Raw genomic sequence first — 23,149 nt, forward strand, 5'->3', positions numbered from 1 at the left:
GACGACGAAAATGAAGGGGTCCGCCACCCCTCCTTCACGTCGTCAACAGTTAAAAGCTATTCTTGAGCCATTGTCCGACTCGTCCAATGTAGCCGCTCGCTTCGGTAGCCGGCGCAGCGGCCCGGCCCGAGGACCGGAAATGTTCGCCGCCGCTTACCTGTGGGTAGATGAGAAGCCCGACCGCCGCCGAAAAAGCCGGGCTTTTCGCCGATTCAGGCAAGCCTTGCACGCCGAGCGGCCGCCCCATCCGAACCTGGCCGGAGATGATGCGCTTGGCCGCGTCCTGCATGCCGGTGAGTTGGCTTCCGCCGCCGGTCAACACGAGTCGGCGTCCGGCGTGAGTCGGCAATCCGGCATTTTTCAGACGATCGCGCACGATCTCCAGAATCTCCTCGGCGCGCGGCTTGATGATTCGGATCAGATGCGCCTTCGGCAAATGTCCCGGATGTTCGCCGTCCTCGCCGACCTGAACCACGGAAATCGTCTCCCGCTCGTCCGAGGCCGAGGGCAGGCAGGCGCCGTAGAGAGTCTTTAGCCGCTCCGCGTCTGCGACGCGTATGCTGAGCCCGCGCGCGACGTCAGTGGTCACATGATTTCCGCCGACGGCGAACGCATCGACATGGGTGAGATTGCCGCCGGAGAATATGCTGATCGACGTCGTGCCGGCGCCGATGTCGATCAAGGCCGCGCCGAGCTCCGCCTCATCGTCGGCGAGCGTCGCGAGCCCAGCCGCATAAGGCGTCGCCACGAGCGCGTCGACTCCCAAATGGCAGCGCTCGACCGCCAGCATGAGATTGCGGGCGACGGCCGCGTCGCAGCTCAGCAAGTGCATGTCGGCGCCAAGCTCGTCGCCGATCATGCCGCGCGGGTCGCGAATCTGGCGCGTTTCGCCGAGCGAGAAGCCGATCGGCAATCTGTGCAGCGCCGCCCGGCCCTGGCGCCCGCCGCGCGATGCGCAAGCCTCGAGCACGCGATGGACGTCGGCGTCGGTCACGGCGCGGCCCGCCATGGGCACGCGCGCGTCGAGAAGATCGGACGACAACCGGCCGCCGGTGGCGTTGACGATCACGCTTTCGACCTGCACGCCCGCCATGCGCTCGGCCGCGTCGACGGCGAGCCTGATCGCGCCTTCAAGCGCGTCCATGTCGACCACGACGCCGCTCTTGATGCCGCGTGAGCGTTGGTGCCCGATCCCGAGAATCCGGCAGCGGTGGGTGCGTCCGCGCAGCGCATCGGACGGCGCCGAGGGGTTGAGCCGCGCGATCAGGCAGACGATCTTCGAGGTCCCGATGTCGAGCACCGAGAGGATCGCGCTTTTGCGCGCCGGCAGGGGACGAAGGCGAGGCGGTTGCGAGATCATGTCTGGCCGCCTTTCGCTTTCGGTTTGCGGGCCGTCAGTTCGGCGCGCGCCGCCGCGCCGTCTTCGGTCAAGCGCGCGACGACGCGTCCAGCCTGGCGCAAGTCGAGCGAGAGAATGTCCTTATCGAGGATATGCGAGTCGCGTTGAAGCTGAACGAGAGCGGCGAGCGCCTGCGCCGGGTCGCGCTCGGGCAAGAGAATGTCGACGCCATCGGTGGTCTTCAAGGTCCAGCGCCGCTCCGCGACGAGCATGCCGGCGCGGATTCTTTCGCGCAGATCGCCGGCCGCGGCGAGCAGCGCCAGATATTCGGCGAGCCGCGCATTGGCGCCGGCGCCGACGACGAGAGGCAAATGAATGAAGCGCTGGTCGCGCATGGCGTCGAGCGGCATGCCGTCGGCCGCGACGATCTGGACATGGCCGTCCTTTTGCCACAGCGCGGAGGGCTGGCGCTCCTCGATCTCGATCAGGAGGCGATTGGGATAAAGCTTGGTGACGCTCACATCCTTGATGAGCGGAAGCTCGCGCAGCCTGTCCCTGACCCGCGCGACGTCGAGAAAGGCCAGCGAATTGCGCGGGCCTATGTCCGCTGTCGCGAGGATTTCCGCTTCACGCAGCTCGCTTTGGCCCGCGATCGTCACCGCGTCGATGCCAAAGCCGAAAACCTTCGCCATAATGTCGGCCGGAGCGCCATGCTCGGCCTTGAAGGCCTCGTAATGACCGCCCTTCACAAAGCCATAGGCGCCGGTCGCGAGAAACAGGACGGCCGCGAAGGTGATCCCCGTGCCTGGACCGGCCAGGCGCTCGAGGAGCCTGTTGCGCAAACCCGGCTTCGATTTCCGCGCGCGAATGCGCGCCGCGACCTTCGGCGCCTCGGGCTCGCGCAGGGCGATCGCCCCCGCGTAAGCAAATCGCGCCGGAGCAAAGCCGATGTCCATCGTCTTCACCGATCGCAAGAGGCGTCTTCGACCATCCATCGAACAAGCTCACCGAATGACATGCCCGCATAAGCGGCGATTTCGGGCACGAGGGAGGTCTCGGTCATGCCGGGCTGGCTGTTAACTTCCAACACGACGAGATCGCCCGTTCCATCTGGGGAATCGTCGTAACGGAAGTCGGTCCGGCTCACGCCGCGACAGCCGAGCGCCCTATGCGCCACTAGCGCCAACTCTTGAACAGTTTGGTAAATATTTCCTTTAAGATTTGCGGGCAGGACGTGAATCGAGCCGCCCGGGGCGTATTTTGCGTCATAATCGTACCATCCGCCGTCCGCCGCGAGGATCTCGATGACGGCATGAGCCTTATCGCCGATGACGGCGCAGGTGAGCTCCCGCCCGGCGACGAAGCTTTCGACCAGGACTTGCTCGCCGAAGGACCAATCCTCGCGCGTTAACTCTTGGGGCGGATGGGCCTGATCCTTTCGCACGATGATCACGCCGAATGAGGAGCCTTCGGCGACGGGCTTCACCACATAGGGCGGCGGCAGGACATGAGTCTTGGCCGCGACGAGCCTATCAATCGTCGCGCCCTTGGCGACCGGAACGCCCGCCGCGCGCAGAACATCCTTCGCGCGGTCCTTGCGCATGGCGAGCGCGGAGGCGAGCACGCCGGAATGGGTGTAGGGGATCTGCAGCAATTCGAGAATGCCCTGGATGATCCCATCCTCGCCGAAGCGGCCATGCAGCGCGTTGAAGGCGACGTCGGGACGCAGGATCGCCAGCGTCTCGGCGACGCGGCGATCGACGTCAAGCCGGGTGACGCGAAAGCCCTCGGCCTCAAGCGCCTTGGCGCAGGCCTCGCCCGAGCGCAGCGACACGTCGCGCTCCGCCGAAAGCCCGCCCATGAGCACCGCGACATGTTTGGTCATGTGGAATATCCGGCTTTGCTTGTAAGGAAATTTAAGGGAATCTTACCAAAAGGTTTCATGTGAAACGTTGCGGCGCTCTCATCCTTCGAGGCGCCATCTGCGCGCTCCTCAGGATGAGGGGTTTAATTAGGCGCAGCCTGGACGTCATGGCCGCCCCACCCGCAAAATTTCCCATTCGAGCGTCACGCCGCTCGTCTCGAGCACGCGGGCGCGAACGAGCTCGCCTAAGGCCTCGAGATCAGCCGCGCTCGCCGCGCCGCGATTGACCAGAAAATTGCAATGAAGCTCCGAGACCTGCGCGTCGCCGAGAACGAGGCCCCGGCAGCCCGCCTTGTCGATCAACTCCCAGGCCTTTTGGCCCGGCGGGTTCTTGAAGGTCGATCCCCCAGTGCGCGTGTTGACCGGCTGGCTCGCCGCGCGGGCTTTTGTGATCTCGGCCATTTCGGCGAGGATTTTCTCCGGCTCGCCGGCGGCGCCCGCGAATGTCGCCTCGGTGAAGATAATGTCCGGCGCGACGCCGCAATGGCGATAGGAAAATCCCATCTCGGCATTGGAAAAGACGTGAATGGCGCCAGCGCGGTCGACGCCACGGCAGGAGACGAAGACATCCTTGATCTCGGCGCCATAGGACCCGGCGTTCATGCGCAGCGCGCCGCCGATCGAGCCCGGAATGCCGCGCAGAAATGCAAGCCCCGCGACGCCGGCCTTGGCGGCGGCGGAGGCGAGCTTCACATCCGCGGCGCCCGCCCCGGCGATCAGCGAAAGGCCGTCGACCGAAATCTTCTGGAACGGCTTGCCGAGGCGGATGACGACGCCCGCGACGCCGCCGTCGCGGGCGAGAAGATTGGAGCCGAGCCCGAGCGCCAGAACGGGAATCTCGGGATCGAGACGAGAGAGAAAATAGGCGAGATCCTCTTCGTCCGCCGGCTCGAACAAAGCCTGCGCGGGACCGCCGGTTTTGAAATAGGACAACGGGGCGAGCGGCGCCTCGCCCGCGAGCGCCCCGCGCAGCCCCGGCGCTTTTTCGCGCAATTCCCGCACGAGATCGCCGCGAGACCCGAGCCCCGCAGCGTCCTCCGCGGCGAGGGGTCCCTCGCGCGTCACCCTTCGTCTCCCGCCGCGAGCTGGCCTGGCAGGGCATAGGCCCATTGGGTGATGTTGCCGGCGCCGAGAAAGACGACATAATCGCCTGGCTTGGCGAGGCCGCGAATGAGCTCCGGCAAATCCTCCGGCCGCTTCAACGGCAAGGCTTGGCGATGGCCATGCGCCTTCAGGGCGGTGACGAGCCCGTCGCGGTCGGCGCCCTCGATCGGCGCCTCGCCGGCCGCGTAGACATCAGCGACGATCACCACATCGGCGTCGTTGAAGCAGCTCGCGAAATCATTGAAGAGCGAATGCAGCCGCGTGTAGCGATGCGGCTGCACGATGGCGATGACCTGGTTCTTGGTCGAGGCGCGCGCGGCGCGCAGGACGGCGGCGATCTCGACGGGATGATGGCCGTAATCGTCGAAGATGAGCGCGCCATTCCATTCGCCGGTCTTGGTGAAGCGCCGCTTCACCCCGCCGAAGCCGGCGAGCGCGGCGCGGATCTGGTCGCCGCTCATGCCGAGCTGATGCGCCACGGCGAGCGCCGCCGTGGCGTTCAGCGCGTTGTGGCGCCCGGGCATGGGCATGACGATGTTTTCGAGCGTGGTTTCGCGCCCCGTCTTACGGTCTCGAATGACGACGGTGAAGCGCGAGACGCCATTGGCGAGGTCGATGTCGGCCAGCCGAACGTCGGCCTGAGGATTTTCGCCATAGGTGACGACGCGCCGGTCCTCGATCTGGCCGACGAGCTCCTGCACGGTTGGATGATCGAGGCACATCACCGCGAAGCCGTAGAAGGGGATGTTCTCGACAAAGGCGCGAAAGGCCGCCTTGATGGCGTCGAAGGTCTTGAAATGATCGAGATGCTCGGGATCGATATTGGTGACGACCGCGACGTCGGCTGGAAGCTTCAGGAAGGTGCCGTCGCTTTCATCGGCCTCGACGACCATCCAATCGCCGGCGCCGAGCCGCGCGTTGGTGCCATAGGCGTTGATGATCCCGCCATTGATCACGGTCGGATCGAACTTGCCCGCCTCGAGCAGCGTGGCGACGAGCGAGGTCGTCGTCGTCTTGCCATGGGTGCCGGCGATGGCGACGCATTGCTTGAGCCGCATCAACTCGGCAAGCATCTCGGCGCGCCGCACGACGGGCAAGCGTTTCTCGCGCGCGAGAACGAGCTCCGGGTTGTCGCGCTTGATCGCGGTCGAGACCACGACCACTTCCGCCGCTTCGAGATTCTCGGCTCGATGGCCGATATGGACCAGCGCGCCCTTGGCGCGCAGGCGCAAGACATTGGCGTTCTCGGCGGCGTCTGACCCCTGGATGCGATAGCCGAGATTGAGCAGGACCTCGGCGATGCCGGACATGCCGATGCCGCCAATGCCGATGAAATGGATGGGACCTAATTCATGCGGCAGCTTCATGGTTTGTCCTTGGAGCGGGATGCGAGGCTCAACACGAGATCGGCGAGCCGTTCGGCGGCGTCGGCGACGCCCACCTGCTTCGCCGCGGCGGCGCGGCGGGCGAGGTCCGGCAGGTCGGCCTGCGCTTCGAGCAAAGAAGTCGCCAGCCATTGCGGCGAAAATGCGCTCTGGTCCACGACGATCGCCGCGCCCGTCGCCGCGAATTGCGCGGCGTTCGCAGCCTGATCCTGGTCGAGCGCATGTGGGAGAGGAACGAGAATCGCGGGGCGCCCGATGACCGCGAGCTCGGAGACGGTCGAGGCGCCCGCCCGCGCGACGACGAGATGCGCTTTGGCGATGCGCATCGGCAGGTCCGCGAAAAAGGCGGCGACCTCGGCCTCGAGACCGAGCCGGAGATAGGTCTCCTCGACTCTCGCGATGTCTTCGGGACGCGCCTGCTGGACGATGACGAGCCTTCGCCGTTCCTCCTCCGGCATGAGCGCGACCGCGGCCGGAACCACGTCGGACATGATGCGCGCGCCCTGTGAGCCGCCGGTGACGAGGAGCCGCAGCTTGCCGTCGGCGAAATCGGGAAAGGCGATTTTCGCGGCTTCGATCACCATAGGCCGGACCGGATTGCCGGTCCGATGCGTCTTGGCGCCGATTTTCGCGCTGACCCCGCCGAGCGCGTCGAATCCCTTGGCGATGGCGTCCACGCGGTCGGCGAGAAAATGGTTCGCCTTGCCGATGACGGCGTTGCCCTCGTGCAGGATCGTCGGCACCCTGAGCCAGGAGGCGGCGAGCGCCGGCGACACGGTCGGATAGCCGCCGAAGCCCACGAAGGCCCGGGGCCGGATCTTCTTGAAAAGACGGCGCGCTTCAAGAGTCCCCCGCGCCAGCGTGAGAACCGCGCCGATGCGGGCTTGAAGCGAGCCGCCGCGCGGCGTCGCCGCGGCGATCTGATGGATGGCGCGGGCGGGAAAGGCCGCGCCATATTTCGTTGCGCGCGCGTCGGTGACGAGCTCAACGGCGACGCCGCGCGCGGCGAGCGCATTGCTCAAGGCCTCGGCCGGGAACAAATGCCCGCCCGTGCCTCCCGCCGCAACCACGACCGGACGATCATCAACCATGCGAGTAGCTCAGCGAATGAGAATTGGCGAGGATCTCCGAGCCGGGACGCTTGCGCGTGACGGCGATCAGGAATCCGATCGCGAGCGCCAGGGAGACGAGGGACGAGCCGCCATAGGAGATGAAGGGCAAGGTCATGCCCTTGGCCGGCATCAGGTGTAGATTCACCGCCATATTTATGGCGCTCTGAATGGCGAACAGCATGACGAGGCCGGCCGCGGCGAAGCGGCAGAACGGATCCTCGTTGCGCGCCGCCATCAACAGGCCGCGCAGCGCGATGAAGGTGAAAATGCCGACGAGCACGAGGCAGGCGATAATGCCGAACTCTTCTCCGGTGACGGCGAAAATGAAATCCGTATGGGCGTCGGGAAGGATGCGCTTGACCGTGCCTTCGCCGGGGCCTTTGCCGAACCATCCGCCGGCCAGGAAACTATCGAGCGCCGTATCCACCTGAAACGTGTCGACGATCCCGCCGCCGGAGGCCGGGTCGATGAATTTAAGCACGCGCGCGCGCACATGCGGCACGAATTTATAGGCGAGCAAGGCGCCGCTGACGCCGGCTCCGCCGATGCCCACGACCCAGAACCAATGCAGCCCGGCCATGAAGAAGAGCGCCGCCCAGACCAGCGAAATGAGCATCGTCTGGCCGAAGTCCGGCTGCAAGATCAGGGGAACGATCGTCGCCGGCAGCAGGAACAGCGCGATCAGATTGGCCGGGACGTCGCGCCGCTTGCCGCCTTCGGCGAAAGCCCAGGAGACGAGAATGACGAAGGCTGGCTTGAGGAATTCCGAAGGCTGGATGCCGAGGATCCAGCGCTTGGAGCCTTTGACCTCATGACCGAAAACCAGCGCAGTGAGGATGAGCGCCATAGATACGAGAAAGACGATGAGCGCCGTCCGCCGCACCTGACGCGGCGTGAGGAAGGATGTGGCGAAGAGCACGACGATCGCCGGCGCGAGATAAAGCGCCTGGCGATGCACGAAATGGAAAGACGGCAAGCCGAGGCGCTCGGCGACCGGCGGGCTGCCCGCCATAGTGAGCACGAGCCCAAGGACAATCAGCGACCCGATGGCGGCGAGCATCCATCGATCGATCGTCCACCACCAATTGGCCAAGGCCGTACGTTCCGCGCGCGAAGCCATGCGGCCTCCTTTTAGATCCAATATGAGCAATGTTGTCGAGTTTTGGTTAATGATTCCTCTTTATACAAAGGAACCACAGTGACGAAGCCCAGCGAAACCATAGGCGCAAAGCCGCACCTATATCATGCGCCTCCCTCCTATTATTCGATGATCGCGCGGCTCGCGCTCGCCGAGGGGGGCGTCGCCTATGAGCCCGTCTTCGTAGACATCCATTTCAGGCTCAACCAAGAACAGCCCGACTATGTCCGGCTCAATCCGAACATGACCGTGCCGACCCTTGTGCTGGCGGACCGTGTTCTCGATCAAAGCCGCGACATCGCCGAATATGCGTTCGGCGTCAGCGAGGCGACGTTGAGCGCGGACGCCAAATCTTGGCTCGATCTCCATTACGCCCTCCCGATCGAAGAGCTGACCTTCGGAACCTTTCTCGCCCGCAATCCCCTGGCGCGGCTCATGATCCCGAAAGTGCTGGCGAGGAGCCATCGACGATTGCTGGAGCGCGCCGTCCAGAATCCCGATCTCGCGCCGCTCTATCAGGCGCGGGCGAAGGTCTTCGCCGAGCGGCTCCGCATCTTCAGTCCTGCGGCGGCGGAGCAGCTCGCGGACCGCCGTCGCGCCCAGGCGATCGACATTTTGGACCGGATGGAGCGCGCCCTCGGAGACGGCCGCGCGACTCTGACGCCGCCCGCCTATGGCGTCGCGGACGCGGTGCTGACCGTGTTCCTCGCGCGCATCGCGTTCATCGGCCTCGGCGCGGAATTGTCGAGGCGTCCGGCGCTCGAGCGCTATTGGCGCGCCATGCAAGCCCGCCCCAGCTTCGCCGCAGCTGACATTTGGACAAAGGCGCATATTTTCCGCCTGCTCAAAGGAATTCTGCTCGATAGAGCGTGACGGCTGCGGAATCCGATACCGCCGGCCTGCGTCGCCGAAGTTCAGAGGCGTCGGCAGAGCATCTCGCGATCGTCGAATTGCGGCCGGGCGGCGGCTGATGGCTGATCAACGGCTTGACCGGGTCGGCTCCGACCGCCGCCTCCAGCGTTGACCGAACGATCATGACGTCATGTCCCCGTCGGCGCGCTGATGATCGCTTTCGCGATCTCGCGAAACCGGTCGCCGCGCTTCTCGAAATCGGAAAATTGATCGAAGGAGGCGCAGGCAGGCGATAACAGGACCACGGGTTCCGCGAGCGCGCTCGCCTCGGCGTCGGCCGAAGCGCGCGGAACCGCGGTCTCGAGCGCGCCGCAAAGCTCGAATGGAAAAGCGTCGCCGATCGTCTTCGCGAAGGCCTCGCTGGCCTCGCCGATGAGATAGGCCTTGACGACTTTCGGGAACAAGGGCCGTAGCGCCTCTATGCCGCCTTGCTTCGCCCGACCACCCAGAATCCAGAAGACTTTATCGAAAGACAAAAGCGCTTTCTCGGCGGCGTCGGCGTTGGTCGCCTTGGAATCATTGACGAAGAGAACGCGGCCTTTGCGTCCGACCTCCTCCAGGCGATGGGCGAGGCCTGGAAAGCTCCGCAGACCTTTCGCCACGCGCTCGAGCTCGAAGCCGAGCGGGCCGAGAGCGGCGACCGCCGCCGCGGCGTTCTGGCCGTTATGCGCGCCGCGCAACGAAGCGATTCCCGCGAGATCGGCGATATCGCTCGAGCGTCCCTCGGCGCGGCGCACGAGATGCGCGCCGTCGAGGACGACGCCGTTCTCGATGGTGGGACTTTCGACGGAGACGAGGGTCGGCCGCAGGCCGGCCGCGCGCAAATCGTCGGCGATCGCACGGGTGAAGCGATCGTCGGCGCCGATGACGGCCTGATCGGCCTGACGCACAAGCCGCGCCTTGATCGCGGCGTAATTTTCAATCGTCCCGTGCCGATCGAGATGGTCCGGCGTGACGTTCAGCAATATGCCGACCGTCGGATCGAGCGTCGGCGCGAGATCGATCTGGAAGGAGGAGCACTCGACCACATGGACGCGGTCCGGCGCCGGCGGGGAAAGCGCCAGGATCGGCGTGCCTATATTGCCGCCGACCGCGACCTCATAGCCAAAGCTGCGGAAAAGATGCGCGACGAGCGCGGTGGTCGTCGATTTCCCATTGGTGCCGGTGATGGCCACGAAGGGAGATTTGGGCGCGATCTTGCGCCGCTCCCGGCAAAAAAGCTCGATGTCGCCGATGATCTCGACCCCGGCGGCCTTCGCCTTCAAGACGGTCCAATGCGGCGCCGGATGGGTGAGAGGAACGCCGGGCGATAAGATCAACGAGTCGAGGCCGCTCCAATCGGCGCTCGCCAGATTTTCGATCCGGAGCCCGGCCGCCCGCGCTTTTTCCCGCGCGTGCTCATTATCGTCCCAGACGATGACCCGGGCGCCGCCGGCGACCAAGGCCTGCGCGGTGACGAATCCGGAGCCGCCGAGGCCGAAAACGGCGACATGCTTGTCCTTATAGGCGGTGACCGGCGTCATCGTCACCTCAGCTTCAGGGTGGAAAGGCCGATCAGCGCCAGGACGAAAGCGATGATCCAAAATCGGACCACGACTTGAGGCTCGGACCAGCCAAGCTGCTCAAAGTGATGATGAATGGGCGCCATCTTGAAGACGCGCTTGCCGGTCAGCTTGAACGAAGCCACTTGAATCACGACCGAAAGGGTCTCGACCACGAACAGTCCGCCGACGATGATGAGGACGATCTCATGCTTCACCGCGACCGCGATCGTGCCGAGCAGGCCGCCGAGCGCGAGCGAGCCTGTGTCGCCCATGAAGATTTGCGCCGGAGGCGCGTTGAACCAGAGAAAGCCGAGCCCCGCTCCGATCAGGCCGCCGCAGACAATCGCGAGCTCGCCCGCGCCGGGGACGAAATTGATCCCGAGATAGGTCGAGAAGATCGCATTGCCGGCGAGATAGGCGATGATTCCGAACGTCCCCGAGGCGATCATGACCGGCACGATGGCGAGGCCGTCGAGCCCGTCGGTGAGATTGACGGCGTTGCCGGCGGCGACGATGACGAAAGGCCCGAAGATGAGAAAGAACAGGCCGAGATCGGCGACAAAGCCGTTGACGGCGGGAAAGGCGAGCGCGGTCGTGTGCGGCGTTCCATATTTGATCATCGCATAGCAAGCGATCACGGCGATCGCCGCCTCGAGGCCGAGCCGCAGCCGCCCAGAGAAGCCCTTATGCGTCTGCTTCGTCACTTTCAGGAAGTCGTCGTAGAAGCCGATCAGGCCGAAGCCGATCATGACCAGGAGGACGATCCATACATAATGATTGCGGAGATTGGCCCAAAGCAGGGTCGAGACGATGAGGCCCGAGAGGATCATCAGGCCGCCCATGGTCGGCGTGCCCTTTTTGGTGAGCAGATGCGACTGAGGCCCATCGTCGCGGATCGGCTGGCCCTTGCCCTGCTTGAGGCGTAGCGCGGCGATGACCCTCGGCCCGAAGAAGAACACGAAGAACAGCGCCGTGGCGGTCGCCCCGCCGGTGCGGAAGGTGATGTAGCGAAAGAGGTTGAGCGGCCCGAAGACGCTCGAAAATTCAGCGAGCCAGGTCAGCATGTCAGTTTTCCCGCCCTGCTTGCGCCGCTCCGGGCGTGAATGGACCCTGCTTCAACGCCGCGACGATTGCGCTCATCTGGCTTCCGTTCGAGCCCTTGACGACGACCACGTCGCCGCCGCGAATGGCCGCGCAGGCGATGGGCAAAAGCTCGCTCGCGCTTTCACGCCAGGCGCCTTGAAATTGTCCGGGCAGCGCCAGGAACAAATGTTTCATTAAAGGACCCGCCGCATAGACAAGATCGATGTGATTGGCTTCGATGTCGCGTGCGAGCCCGGCGTGCATGGAGGCTTCTTCCCGCCCCAGCTCGAGCATGTCGCCCAGGATCGCGATCCGCCGGCCCGTCTCCGACGCGGGCAAGGCCCCGGCGAGCGCGAAAGCCGCGCGCATCGAGGCCGGATTGGCGTTATAGCTCTCGTCGATCAAGGTGAAGGCGCCGCCTTTCGCCTCGAGGGTCAGCTGCTGGCCCCGCCCGGCCCCCGCGGCAAAGGAAGCAAGCGCAGCCGCAGCCGCGTCGAGATCGACCCCGACCGCCTTAGCGGCGAGAAGCACGGCGAGCGAGTTCAGCGCGAGATGGCGCCCAGGCGCGCCGAGCCGATAGGTCAGCGCTCGGCCGCAAATCTCCGCCTCGATCACGGAATGATCCGCCGCGAGCGCGACATTCACGAGCCTGGCGTCCGCTTTTTCATGTTCGCCGAAGCTCGCGACATAGCCGGCGGCCGAGGCCTCCGCTTGCGCGAGAAGCCGGTCATACTGTGCGATGTCGCGATGGAGGATCACGACCCCGCCTGGCGCGAGGCCTGAGAAAATCTCCGCCTTGGCGTCGGCGATCTCGTCGAGATTCGCGAAATTCTCGAGATGGACCGGCGCGATGGTCGTGACGATCGCGACATGCGGGCGAACCATGGCGACGAGCGGCGCAATCTCGCCCTTGTGGTTCATGCCGATCTCGAAAACGCCGAACCGGCTCTGCTTCGGCATGCGCGCGAGCGTCAGCGGAACGCCAAAATGATTATTGTAGGACGCGACCGACGCATGCACGGCGCCGCCCGGGGCGAGCGCGACGCGCAAGGCCTCCTTGGTCGAGGTCTTCCCGACGGATCCGGTCACGGCGATAATGCGCGCGGCGGTGCGGTCCCGGGCGGCGACGCCGAGGCCTTCGAGGGCGCGCAGAACGTCGCGCACGACAAAAAGCGAGCCCTGCCCTGCGAGCGCGTCGGCATGGGCCTCGTCGACGACCGCCGCAAGCGCCCCTTTGTCGAAAGCCGCCGCGACATGGTCATGGCCGTCGCTGTTCTCGCCCTTGATCGCGAAAAAAAGCTCGTCCTCGCGGAGGCTGCGGGTGTCGATGGATATGCCGGTCGCACCGCGTTTCGGCATGCCGCCGCTGACCCGCGCCGCGAGGGGGGCGACGAGTCCGAGCCCGGTCCATAAAGCCTCGTTCGAGGCACCGTCGGTCATGCGGCAAATTCCTTCAATGCCGCTCGCGCGCAATCGGAATCGGAGAAAGGAAGCGTCCTGTCGCCAATGATTTGGCCGGTTTCATGGCCTTTGCCGGCGATGACGAGACCGTCGCCGGGCTCGAGCAGCGCGATCGCCTGCGAAATCGCCGCAGCTCGGTCGGCGATCTCCTGGACATTTTCCCTATTCCCCGCGCCGGCGAGGATCGCTTTGCGAATCGCCGCTGGGTCCTCGCTGCGCGGATTGTCGTCGGTGACGATGACGCGATCGGCGAGCCGCGCGGCGACCTCGCCCATGATGGGCCTTTTGCCCGCGTCGCGATCGCCGCCGCAGCCGAAGACCACGACGAGCGTCTTTGTCACAAAAGGCCGCAGCGCGCTCAAGACCTTGTCGAGCGCGTCGGGCTTATGCGCGTAATCGACAAAGACCGGAGCGCCGTTGCGGCGGCCGACGAGCTCGAGCCGGCCCAGCGCCCCTTCGAGCCGCTCCAGCGCGGCGAAAACCGACTCCGGCGGGCTTCCGCTCGCGATGCAAAGCCCGGCGGCGACAAGCGCGTTCGAGGCCTGAAAAGCCCCGGCGAGGGGCAGTCGAACCATGACCTCCCCGCCGCCATACGCGAAACGCAGCCGCGTTGAAAAATTTTCGGCCTCGGCTTCGATGAGACGCAGCGCCTCGCCTTTCCTCCCGACCGAAAAGAGACGCAGGCCACGTCTCTCGCAGGCGGCCATGACCTTGTCCGCGACATCGCTGTCGGCGTCGACGACGGCCGTCTGACCCGGACGCAGCAACGCCTCGAAGAGCCGGAGCTTGGCCGCGAGATAATCCTCGAGCGTCGCATGATAGTCGAGATGGTCGCGCGAAAGATTGGTGAAGCCTGCCGCCGCAATGCGGACGCCGTCGAGACGGCGCTGCTCGATCCCATGCGAGGAGGCTTCCAGCGCGAGATGCGTGACCCCGTCGCGCGCGAGCGCGTCGAGCGTCTTATGCAGCGTGATCGGGTCCGGCGTGGTCAAGGCGCCATAGACGGCGCCAGAAGGCGCGGCCAGGCCAAGCGTGCCGAGCGACGCCGCGCCGACGCCGAGCGTCGCCCAGATCTGGCGCGCGAAGGAGGCCACCGACGTTTTGCCGCTCGTACCCGTGATCGCAACGATTGTCTCGGGCTGGCGCGGATAGAGGAGCGCCGCGGCTTGCGCCAAGGCGGCGCGCGCGTCCTCGACCTTGATGAAGGCCGCATCGCCGATCGGCGTTTCCGGCGTGCGCTCGGCTACGATGACGACGGCGCCCCGCCGCGCCGCCTCCCCGGCGAAGGCGAGGCCGTCCGCTTTAACTCCGGGCACGGCGAAAAACACGCCGCCTTCGACCACATTGCGGCTGTCGAAGGCGATGTCTGCGACCGCGCGCCCGCGCAACGGCTCCGGCAGCTCGACGTTCGGGAAGAGCTCGGCGAGCCGCATCAATGCCCGCCTCCGCCGCTAGCCGGCGTGTTGGCTATGCCATAGCCGAGCTTCGCGAGAAGCGGAAAGGGCTGGGTCGGCAATTCGATGCGCGGCGGAATGCCGAGCAAGGGCCCGGTCCGCTCGATAATCTTGCCGGTGACCGAGCCCGCGTTATGAGCAGCCGTATGATAATAGCCGTCCTCGGGCAGGCCCTGCGGCTCGTCGAGCAGGGTGAGGTAGAGGTATTTCGGCTTATCTGACGGCAGGATCGCCATGAACGTCGTGAACACCTTGTCCGTCGCGTAGTGGCCATGCACGATCTTATCGGCCGTGCCCGTCTTTCCGCCGACGAAATAGCCTTTGATGTCGGCGATCTTCGCGGTTCCGATCTCGGCGTTGAGGCGCATGAGATAGCGCATCGATTCCGACGTCTCAGGCTTGACCACGCGGACCGCGACCTGCTTCGCCTCGGCCTCGCCGCGCTTCAGAAAGGTCGGCGCCATCAAGAGGCCGCCGTTGACGAGCGCCCCCACAGCCATCACCGCCTGCAATGGGGCGACATTGAGGCCCTGGCCGAAGGCTATGGTCATTGTGTTGAGCTCGCCCCAGTTTCTCGGAACGAGCGGATCGGCCGTTTCCGGCAATTCGGTGCGCAAGCGCGTGAGTTGCCCCATCTTGCGCAAGAACGCCTTGTGGCCTTCGACTCCGACCATCAGCGCCATGCGGGCGACGCCGATGTTGGAGGAATAGGTGAAGACCTCCGGCACGCTCAGCACCCGGTGCTGGGCGTGATAATCATGGATCGTGAAGCGGCCGTGGCGCAGTGAGTCCCGCGCGTCGATCCGCGAATGAAGATTGACCTTGCCGAGATCGAGCGCCATCGCGATGGAGATCGCCTTAAAGGTCGAGCCCATCTCATAAACGCCAACGGAAAGTCGGTTGATATGATTGGGATCGAGCGCGTCTGCCGGCGTGTTCGGATCGTAATCCGGCAGCGACGCCATGGCGACGACCTCGCCGGTGTCGACGTCGAGAATGGTCGCCGCGCCGGCTTTCGCCCTGAACTTGGCGATGCCTTTGGCGAGCTCGTCGCGAACCGCATAGGTCGCCTTGAGATCGAGAGAGGTCGTGATCGGCTTCAAATTGTCCGGTGTCAGGCTGAATCCCGCGCCGTGAAGATCGGCCAGGCCTTGACCGTCGATATATTTCTCCAGCCCGGAAATGCCGACGCCGTCGAGATTGGCGAAGCCTAAGACATGCGCGGCAAGCGGGCCGTTCGGATAGATCCGCTTATTCTCGGGGAGGAAGCCGACGCCCGGAAGGCCGAGCCTATAGACTTCCTGCTGCTGCTTCGGCGTGACCGCGCGCTTGACCCAGATAAACCCCTTGCGCGAGCCCAATCTCGTCCGCAATTCACGCGCGTCGACATCGGGCAGGACCGCCGTGAGAAGCTCAACCGCCTCATCCTTGTCGATAATGCGCCTCGGCTCGGCGAACACCGACATGACCTTGACGTCAGTGGCGAGAACCTCGCCATTGCGGTCGAGAATGTCCGGCCGCGCGGCCGCAATCACATCGGAGCCCGAGCGCTTGCCCCCTTGAGGCTGTTCCGGCTTTAGGCCGAAAAGTATGAGTCTGCCGCCAATGATCCCATAGACGGCCAGAAAAACGCAGGCGACGAGGAAAATACGGGGCCTGCTTTTGTCGAGCTTGGTCGAAAACAGGTCGCCGAGCGCCGCTTTGAGCCAGCCCGCGAAGGACCGTTTCGGGCGGCCGGGCGGGCCTTGCTCTCCCTTCCTCGCCAATGGGTCGAACCGATCGCTCATCTCGATTCCCGATCGTCAGCGCGGGGACATGGCGGGCGTCGCCGGCGCCCCAGCGCCGATGCGCGGCGTATTGGTCGGCTCGGTCAAGCCGAGCAGCTCCATCTTGCGCCCGATGGAGTCGATTTTCTGCGCCTTGGACGGCAATGCGTCCGCGCCGACGATTTGGGTCAGGGCGACGGGCTGCAGGTCGAGAAGCTTGTCGGCGAGCGCCTGGATTCGCTCCGGCCTAGTCAAATGCGCCCATTCGGCGCGCAGCATCCCGATCTGGTCCTGCTCGGCCTTGATCTCATGCTTCAGCTTAACAATCCTCTCGGCGTGATAGATCGTCTCATATTTGATCGAATAGGCGTAGATGGCGGAGCCGATGAGGGCCACGACCGCGAGAAGATTTAAAATCCGCACCATGTCAACGCCCTCCAGCCTTGGCCTGCGGCAGCTGCGCCAGAGCCAGCAATTTCTCGTCGAGGGCGCGAGCGTCCGCGCGGGTACGCACGCCATATCTGAGCTTGGCCGAGCGCGCCCTCGGATTGGCGTCGATTTCGGCCTCGGACGGAGCGATCGGCTGCTTGCCGGGCAAGAAGAAAGTCGGCTCGGGCGGCGCGGCTTCGCCCGGCAAGCGTCGCGACGCCGTTTGCCCGCGCCCCGAGCGCGCCGCGAAGAATTGCTTGACGATTCTGTCCTCGAGCGAATGAAAGGTCACGACGACGAGGCGGCCGCCCGGCTTCAACAGAGCTTCCGCCGCGACAAGCGCGTGCACGAGTTCCCCGAGTTCATCATTGACCGCAATTCTGAGCGCCTGAAAGGCGCGCGTCGCTGGATGCACGTCTCCCGGCTTGGCCGGAGCGACCCGGGCAATCATCGAGGCGAGTGCGGCGGTCGTCAAAAAGGGCGCTTTGGCGCGATCGACGACGATCGCCCGCGCAATGCGGCGCGAGGCCCGCTCCTCGCCGAAATAATAAAAAATATTCGCCAGCGTTTCCTCGTCCGCGGCATTGACAAGATCGGCTGCGCTCGGGCCCGAGCAGGCCATGCGCATGTCGAGCGGGCCTTCGGCGCGAAAGGAAAAGCCGCGCTCGGCATTGTCGAGCTGCATGGAAGACACGCCGATGTCGAACACGATGGCGTCGAAATCGGCGAGCCCAATCCGCTTCGCCGCCTGGCCGAGGCAAGAGAACCGCTCTTGCGCCAAGATAAGGCGCCCTTGGGCGCGCCGCACGAGTTCGGCGCCCTCGCGGATCGCGTTGGGATCTCGGTCCAACGCCAGAACCCTTGTTCGGGGCTTCGACAGGATCGCGCGCGCGTAGCCGCCAGCCCCGAAGGTCGCATCGAGATAAAGACCATCCTCGCGCGGGTCGAGCGCGCGCATGGCGTCCTCACGAAGCACGGGAACGTGTCGGGCCGGTCCGCCAGCGGCGAGGTCTTCCTCTTCGCCGCGGCCCGACGTCATTCCCGTGCTCCATGCGGTCGCGGCGCCAAATCCGGCGCCGCGTGTCTGGCGCTGAGCTGTTTTCGTAATTCGCGCACCCGGTTTCTGGCCTCGTCCAGATGCGCCTGAAAACGGCCCGGCTCCCAGAGCTGAAACTTGTGCCCGTGTCCCACGAAAGTCACTTCCGTCCCTATTTGGGCGTAGGATTTTAGACTTTCGGTCAGGATCACGCGCCCTTCCGAATCGACTTTCAATATTTCGCTCGTGCCGATGAGCGCGGTCGAAAACAGATCGCGCTCTTCCGAATAAGGGGAAAGCCGGCCGAGAAGCTCGTCGATTTCCCGCAATATGGCGTGACCGCCGCAATCGAGCGCCTCCTGATCGATCGAGGGATGAACGTAAAGCCCCTCGAAACCGTCACGCGCCAGCACGGCCCGAAATGGCGCTGGAATCGACACGCGTCCCTTGGCGTCGAGCCGGTTGGTGTAGTTCGAGCGATATCCGTCCACTCCCCCACCCCGAACCCGGCGCGTTGCGCCATCGGCCGATCCAGACCCCACGCAAAGGCGGCGCAGACCGACGAACAAGAACGCAACGGGATGATTTGGGATAGCATGGGATAATATGGGGGTCAATGTGAATTGCGGAGCTACAGGGGGCGCCCCGGCCCTGGCGAGGGTCGTATGTTCTTGATATGTTCAAGATGGCGCTCAAGCGCGTCGGATCGGCGCCCCCCAGCCTTGAAGACCGTCCAATCATCTCGCTTTTGTCGGAGGCGGCGAAACCGGAGGCTGAGATCAAAACCCGCGCCTCGGATGCGCCTATGCGCAAAAAACGCCGTCCCGCTCAGTTCGCGGCCTTGTCAGCTCCGCCCTGCCTCTTCGGGCGGGCATGATTCGGCCGCCCGACTTTCCCGCTCGGTTGCGTCATCGAGACCGGATCGCTAGCCGGGAAAGTATCCAAGAGGGCGTCGTCGAGCTCGTCGCTCAACGCTCGCGCCAGTTTCTCTTTCGATTTCGCCTTAGCTTCATTGGTCATCGGTCTCTCGCTCTCTTTTCGTTTAGACGCGAAAGGAACGACGCCGTTGCCCGAATGTTCCGCGACTGATTTTTGCGGCGCGGGTCAGCCGCAACCCTGAAATGCCATCAATCTTGAACGTGAGAGCAGGATTTTCCGCGAAAAACCGGTTTTCCCTTTTTCGCATCCCGCTCTAGGAGAAATCCTCCTTCAGGCGCCGCAAGAATGCGTCGATCACGTCCCGCCGCAACGCGTAGCTCGCGAATTTGCCCTCACGGAAAACCTCGACCAATCCAGCGAGTTCGAGCTCGCGCATATGATGAGACAGGGTGGCTGGACTAATTGAGAAGCAGTCGCGCATCGCGACGCAAGGAACGGCGTCCCGGCGTTTGCCGAGACGCTGCAGAATTTCATAACGGCGCCTATCGGCCAAGGCCCGAGCAATAAGGAGAAACTGATCCTCCGTCAGGGTCTTGCCGATCGAGCCAGACATTCGCCAACCTTTGCGCAAAAGCGCTTTGCCGACCTCGCGCCTCCTCGCGCGAGCCGGCCTCAGGCATTCGTCCGGCCCGACTGCGTCTTAGCGCAAGCCGCCGGAGACGGCCAGCGTCTCGCCAGTCACCCATGCGGCCTCATCCGAGGCGAGGAAGACAACCGCCGGCGATATGTCCGCCGGCAAGCCGACGCGCCCGAGCGGCGTCATCCCGACCATGGCCTTTTCGGCCTCGCTTCCGACAATGCCCATGGCGTCTGTTCCTTCGGTCGCGACCAGCCCCGGATTGATCGAGTTCACCCTGATTTTCTTCGGCCCGAGTTCCTTGGCGAGTACGCGGGTCACGCCGTTCACGGCGTGCTTGGTCGCTGTGTAGATGACCGATTCAGGCGGATTGATCGTGCTCGCCACGGAGCCAATGTTGATGACGCTGCCGCCCTCGGGACCGAACTGGCGGGCGGCCTCCTGCGTCGCAAGCAGCAAGCCGAGTACGTTGATGTTGAATTCCCGATGAAACTCTTCCTCGGTCACCGCGTCGAGCGGCAAAAACTTGTAAACGCCGGCATTGTTCACAAGTATGTCCAGCCGCCCGAAGGCTTGCTTCGCCTCGGCGAAAATTCTCTTCACGTCGCCGAGCTTGGCGACGTCGCCCTGAACGGCGATCGCCTGTCCGCCCTTGCCCTTGATCTCCGCGACAACTTTTTCCGCGCCTTGCTTGTCGGAGGCGTAATTCACAACGACAGCCGCGCCCTGGGCCGCGAATTCCCTGGCGATTCCAGCGCCAATCCCTTTCGAAGCGCCTGTGACCACCGCTGTCTTGCCCGATAATTTTGCCATGTCTGGTAACTCCGCAAATTCACGATGATTTGATATTTCGACAAGTATCGAAATATCAACCAGGCTCATCTAAGGCGCCGACGGCATTGTTTCAAGCGGCGTCGAAAGAGGCGAGAAAGCGGTCCGCCGGTCGCTCGGACATCGCCAGAAATCAAATTGAAATCTGAAGGCGCGCCGAGCGCTCGAAACAACCCCCGCGACGCGCCCCGAGTTCTCGGCTCGAGCGCATCGATCGCCCTGAAAAGCCAGTGGTTTTGTTTGGAAGCGCGAAGCTCAGTTGGCGAGGACGCGAGCCGAGGGAAAGGCGATCTCGACCAAGGTTCCTTCGTCCTTTTTGCTCTTGATCGAGAAAAAAGCCCGATTGGCCTCGACAAGGGCCTTGGTCAGGGGAAGGCCGAGCCCCGTGCCCCCCGTCGGGCGCGACACGGCGAGCTGGCGGAAGGGCTCGAGAGCGATCTCAATATCGGCCTCCGACATCCCGACGCCTGTGTCGCGGACGCGCAGTGAGACATGGCCGGCGTCGCTCAGCGCGGTCGTGACGATCACCTGGCCGCCCGGCTGATTGAACTTCACCGCATTGGAGAGGAGATTCAGCACGATCTGTCGGAGCGAGCGTTCATCGGCGAAAAGATGCGGCAAGCCGGGCGCGAGCGACAGCCTGATGACGACGCGCGCGCGGCTCGCCTGCGGCTGCATGATGGAGACGCATTGCGAGATGATGCGATTGGCGTCGACCTCACGAAAATCGAGATCCATCTTGCCGGCCTCGATCTTCGACAAGTCCAGAAGATCGTTGACGAGGCTCATGACGAGCGCGCCGGAATTATGAATATCCTTGAGATATTCCTTGTAGCGCTCATTGCCGACTGGACCGAAACGCTCGTCCATGATGACTTCGGCGAAGCCGATAATCGCATTGAGCGGCGTGCGAATCTCGTGGCTGACCCTGGCGAGGAATTCTGATTTCAGCGCGCTCGCCCGTTCGGCTTCCTTGCGCGCCTCATCGAGCTCCCGCTCAACTTTCTTCCAATGGGTAACGTCGCGCAAAAGCGCGCAAAAGCGGGTCTCGAGATCGCGCGCGCCGCCGCCCGGCGCGGCGCCGATGCTAATTCGGCCGAGCGTCATGAATATCGGGATCACGCCGCCTCTGCGGGCGAGGCCCATGACCTCGCGCCCGTCATTGAGCAGGCTGGCGACGCCGCCCGATTTGACGCCCTCGAAATAATCGTCGACGCAGGCCCGGCTTTCGGGCGCGATCAGCGTCATGAAAGGCTGGCCGATAATATCGGCCTCGTCATAGCCGAACAAAGCCTCGCCGGACCGGTTCAGGGCGAGTATGCGCCCTTGCGAATCGAAGGTCAGGACGCCGTCCATGACCGTGTCCAAAATGGCGCTGAGCTCCCGCGCCTCGCTCTTGTAACGCCGCCGCTCCCCATCGATGTCGGCGACGGGACTGGGCAGGAGACTGACCAATTCGGCCTCTCGTCCATCCCATTCGATCGCCTCGCGACGCGCGCGCATCGCCGCGTTGCCGCCAGCCGGCCCGCGCAGCTCTACGAGTTCGCCGTCGCTATTCGCGTCCAGGCGGGCGACGGACGCGAAGACGCGGGCCTCGAGCGCCGCTTCGAGGCTGGCGCAACCGACCAGGTTCAACAAAAATCGGTTGGCGAAGACAGGCGCTTCGTCGCGGCATATCAGAACGCCCATCGAGAGCTGGTCGAACCAAGCGGCTTGCCCGCCGCCGGACTGGGGCGTTTTCGCGTCCGGCTTTTGAGCCGCGGCAAGGCCCAATCGCGTCCGAGCCGCGTCGATTCCATGCGGGACCGCTTCGGCCGGCGAATCGCCCGAGCCGCTCGTCTCGCGCGCTGCCGCGGCTAATCTGGAGCCGAGCATGCTTGCGATGGCGTCGAAGGCGTCGCGCTCATCCGAGGTCAGATCCGGCCCCCGTCGGCCGCCCGTCGCGGCCCGCATCGGGCTCGATGCGCTTTTCGCAGCTTCGTCCGATGCGGGAGAGGGGCGAAGCGGGATCACATTGATCGCCTCCGCCGTCGGGAAAGCGGGTCGCCGCTCTTTCACGATCGGACTTGCCGGAACCGAGACAGGATCCTGCGCTTGCTCGCGGACGCGCTCGCTTGGCCGCGCGCCTGAACGTGACGACTGGTCCAGTTGCGTTCGGTCGATATGAATCACGCCGAAACCGCGATAGCCGACAAAGCATCGATCCCGGTCATAGGTCGGCGCCGCGCCGAAACTAATCCGAACCGCCGCGTCCGCGCCATCGATCGGCCATAAAACTTCGACGCCGCTCCATGGCTCTCGCCGCGCCATCAAATCCGCGACCCGCGGTCCCTGACGAGCGTCGAGGCCGCGCACGAGATCGACCCAATTCTGGCCGACCAGATTCCCTGCCGTCGCGCCCACGACCTCGCCGAGTTGCGGCGTGACCGCGACGATTCGATCCTCGGCGTCGGTGCGCCAGACAAATCGAACGGCGCTGATGTCGCCTTTATTCGCCGACGGGCGCTGGTCCCCGTCTTCGCCCGCTTGGGAAAGCGTTCTTGCGCCAGCCTCCGCTCCAATGCGGAAATCCTCGCGCGCGGCGTCGTCCGGTCTATCAAGAAGATCCAAGGCCGCGGCGGCGAATAGAGTAGACCCGTCCTCACGGGACATCCGGCGACATATAAGCGTGACGCTTCGCGTCGCTGGAGGCAGGACGAAGCGCAGCCTTTCGACCGAGGGGCCGCCATCGATCGGCAAGGCGCGCGCGAGATGGGCGAGACGCCTCGCGCCGGGATCGTCCGCAGAAAAAAGCCGATCCGACAGATCCTCGAGGCAGCTCGCACCGAAGAGGCGCATGAGGGATCGGCCGGCGAAAATAGCCTGCCGCGATTGCGCGCTCTCAAGGACGACGAGCCCATCCGCGCCTAGGCTCAACGGCAGATCCCGCAGGACCCTGGCGACGTCTTCCTCGTTCAAATCGGCCTCGAAACGAGATTCCAAAAATGGCTCCAATAGGCCACGTCCCCGAGCCAAGCGTCGTCGCGGCTGCGTTCGAGAAGCGTAAAAAGAATCGAGTCCACGCCGCGACCGCACGCAAAAAGTTTAATTTTTATATTATGCGCCTCATGCCTCG

At 64.5% G+C, this 23,149-nt stretch carries 19 protein-coding genes; 1 reads left to right on the forward strand and 18 read right to left on the reverse strand.

Features of this window, described 5'->3' with window-relative positions; all coding sequences use genetic code 11:
• Positions 1 to 49: 49 nt before the first annotated feature.
• The 7 genes from ftsA to METAC_RS0111055 form a co-directional block, all read right to left on the reverse strand.
• Positions 50 to 1,360 (reverse strand): cell division protein FtsA, encoded by a 1,311-nt coding sequence (ftsA, locus tag METAC_RS0111025; protein ID WP_026607073.1) that lies wholly within the window; start codon positions 1,358 to 1,360, stop codon positions 50 to 52.
• A complete protein-coding gene (locus METAC_RS0111030) occupies positions 1,357 to 2,295 on the reverse strand; it encodes a cell division protein FtsQ/DivIB (protein ID WP_245257467.1) in 939 nt (312 codons plus the stop codon). The genes ftsA and METAC_RS0111030 overlap by 4 nt, the downstream gene beginning before the upstream one ends.
• A 5-nt stretch (positions 2,296 to 2,300) precedes the next feature.
• A complete protein-coding gene (locus METAC_RS0111035) occupies positions 2,301 to 3,224 on the reverse strand; it encodes a D-alanine--D-alanine ligase (RefSeq protein ID WP_026607075.1) in 924 nt (307 codons plus the stop codon).
• Positions 3,225 to 3,368: 144 nt separating this feature from the next.
• Positions 3,369 to 4,328: a UDP-N-acetylmuramate dehydrogenase gene (gene murB / locus METAC_RS0111040; protein WP_051335525.1), complete on the reverse strand. Its 960-nt coding sequence runs from the start codon at positions 4,326 to 4,328 to the stop codon at positions 3,369 to 3,371.
• Complete coding sequence (gene murC, locus METAC_RS0111045) at positions 4,325 to 5,734, reverse strand: UDP-N-acetylmuramate--L-alanine ligase (protein WP_026607077.1); 1,410 nt, start codon at positions 5,732 to 5,734, stop codon at positions 4,325 to 4,327. The genes murB and murC overlap by 4 nt, the downstream gene beginning before the upstream one ends.
• Positions 5,731 to 6,843 (reverse strand): UDP-N-acetylglucosamine--N-acetylmuramyl-(pentapeptide) pyrophosphoryl-undecaprenol N-acetylglucosamine transferase, encoded by a 1,113-nt coding sequence (locus METAC_RS0111050; protein ID WP_026607078.1) that lies wholly within the window; start codon positions 6,841 to 6,843, stop codon positions 5,731 to 5,733. Before METAC_RS0111050 ends, murC begins: the two co-directional genes overlap by 4 nt.
• Entirely contained in the window at positions 6,836 to 7,984 is a 1,149-nt protein-coding gene (locus METAC_RS0111055) for an FtsW/RodA/SpoVE family cell cycle protein (protein ID WP_026607079.1), read from the reverse strand. The genes METAC_RS0111050 and METAC_RS0111055 overlap by 8 nt, the downstream gene beginning before the upstream one ends.
• 78 nt (positions 7,985 to 8,062) lie before the next feature.
• On the opposite strand from METAC_RS0111055, the gene METAC_RS25200 reads away from it, so the two are divergent.
• A complete protein-coding gene (locus METAC_RS25200; RefSeq protein WP_051335526.1) occupies positions 8,063 to 8,875 on the forward strand; it encodes a glutathione S-transferase family protein in 813 nt (270 codons plus the stop codon).
• A 167-nt stretch (positions 8,876 to 9,042) separates the two neighbouring features.
• Here METAC_RS25200 and murD read toward each other — a convergent pair whose 3' ends face one another.
• From murD to METAC_RS0111135, 11 genes are all read right to left on the reverse strand, one after another.
• Positions 9,043 to 10,437: a UDP-N-acetylmuramoyl-L-alanine--D-glutamate ligase gene (gene murD, locus METAC_RS0111075; protein ID WP_026607081.1), complete on the reverse strand. Its 1,395-nt coding sequence runs from the start codon at positions 10,435 to 10,437 to the stop codon at positions 9,043 to 9,045.
• 2 nt (positions 10,438 to 10,439) lie between these two features.
• Positions 10,440 to 11,522 (reverse strand): phospho-N-acetylmuramoyl-pentapeptide-transferase, encoded by a 1,083-nt coding sequence (gene mraY, locus METAC_RS0111080; protein WP_026607082.1) that lies wholly within the window; start codon positions 11,520 to 11,522, stop codon positions 10,440 to 10,442.
• Position 11,523: 1 nt separating this feature from the next.
• Positions 11,524 to 12,981, reverse strand: a complete 1,458-nt coding sequence (locus METAC_RS0111085; protein ID WP_026607083.1) for a UDP-N-acetylmuramoylalanyl-D-glutamyl-2,6-diaminopimelate--D-alanyl-D-alanine ligase — start codon at positions 12,979 to 12,981, stop codon at positions 11,524 to 11,526.
• A complete protein-coding gene (locus tag METAC_RS0111090) occupies positions 12,978 to 14,435 on the reverse strand; it encodes a UDP-N-acetylmuramoyl-L-alanyl-D-glutamate--2,6-diaminopimelate ligase (RefSeq protein ID WP_026607084.1) in 1,458 nt (485 codons plus the stop codon). The genes METAC_RS0111085 and METAC_RS0111090 overlap by 4 nt, the downstream gene beginning before the upstream one ends.
• Positions 14,435 to 16,243 carry a peptidoglycan D,D-transpeptidase FtsI family protein gene (locus METAC_RS0111095; RefSeq protein WP_026607085.1) on the reverse strand — a complete coding sequence of 603 codons (1,809 nt, stop codon included), beginning with the start codon at positions 16,241 to 16,243 and terminating at the stop codon, positions 14,435 to 14,437. The genes METAC_RS0111090 and METAC_RS0111095 overlap by 1 nt, the downstream gene beginning before the upstream one ends.
• Positions 16,244 to 16,258: 15 nt before the next feature.
• Positions 16,259 to 16,648, reverse strand: coding sequence for a cell division protein FtsL (gene ftsL, locus METAC_RS0111100; RefSeq protein WP_026607086.1), 390 nt, complete (start codon positions 16,646 to 16,648; stop codon positions 16,259 to 16,261).
• Position 16,649: 1 nt separating this feature from the next.
• The gene (gene rsmH / locus METAC_RS0111105; protein WP_026607087.1) at positions 16,650 to 17,690 is read right to left on the reverse strand and encodes a 16S rRNA (cytosine(1402)-N(4))-methyltransferase RsmH; all 1,041 of its coding nucleotides are present in this window, start codon (positions 17,688 to 17,690) and stop codon (positions 16,650 to 16,652) included.
• Entirely contained in the window at positions 17,687 to 18,178 is a 492-nt protein-coding gene (locus METAC_RS0111110; protein ID WP_026607088.1) for a division/cell wall cluster transcriptional repressor MraZ, read from the reverse strand. The genes rsmH and METAC_RS0111110 overlap by 4 nt, the downstream gene beginning before the upstream one ends.
• 701 nt (positions 18,179 to 18,879) lie before the next feature.
• Entirely contained in the window at positions 18,880 to 19,179 is a 300-nt protein-coding gene (locus tag METAC_RS0111125; RefSeq protein ID WP_026607090.1) for an ArsR/SmtB family transcription factor, read from the reverse strand.
• Positions 19,180 to 19,266: 87 nt separating this feature from the next.
• Positions 19,267 to 20,016 carry an SDR family NAD(P)-dependent oxidoreductase gene (locus METAC_RS0111130; protein ID WP_026607091.1) on the reverse strand — a complete coding sequence of 250 codons (750 nt, stop codon included), beginning with the start codon at positions 20,014 to 20,016 and terminating at the stop codon, positions 19,267 to 19,269.
• Between the two features lie 273 nt (positions 20,017 to 20,289).
• Positions 20,290 to 23,016, reverse strand: coding sequence for an ATP-binding protein (locus tag METAC_RS0111135; RefSeq protein ID WP_026607092.1), 2,727 nt, complete (start codon positions 23,014 to 23,016; stop codon positions 20,290 to 20,292).
• Between the last annotated feature and the right edge of the window lie 133 nt (positions 23,017 to 23,149).

The sequence above is a fragment of the Methylocapsa acidiphila B2 genome, from assembly GCF_000427445.1.
In the GTDB taxonomy this organism is placed as follows: domain Bacteria; phylum Pseudomonadota; class Alphaproteobacteria; order Rhizobiales; family Beijerinckiaceae; genus Methylocapsa; species Methylocapsa acidiphila.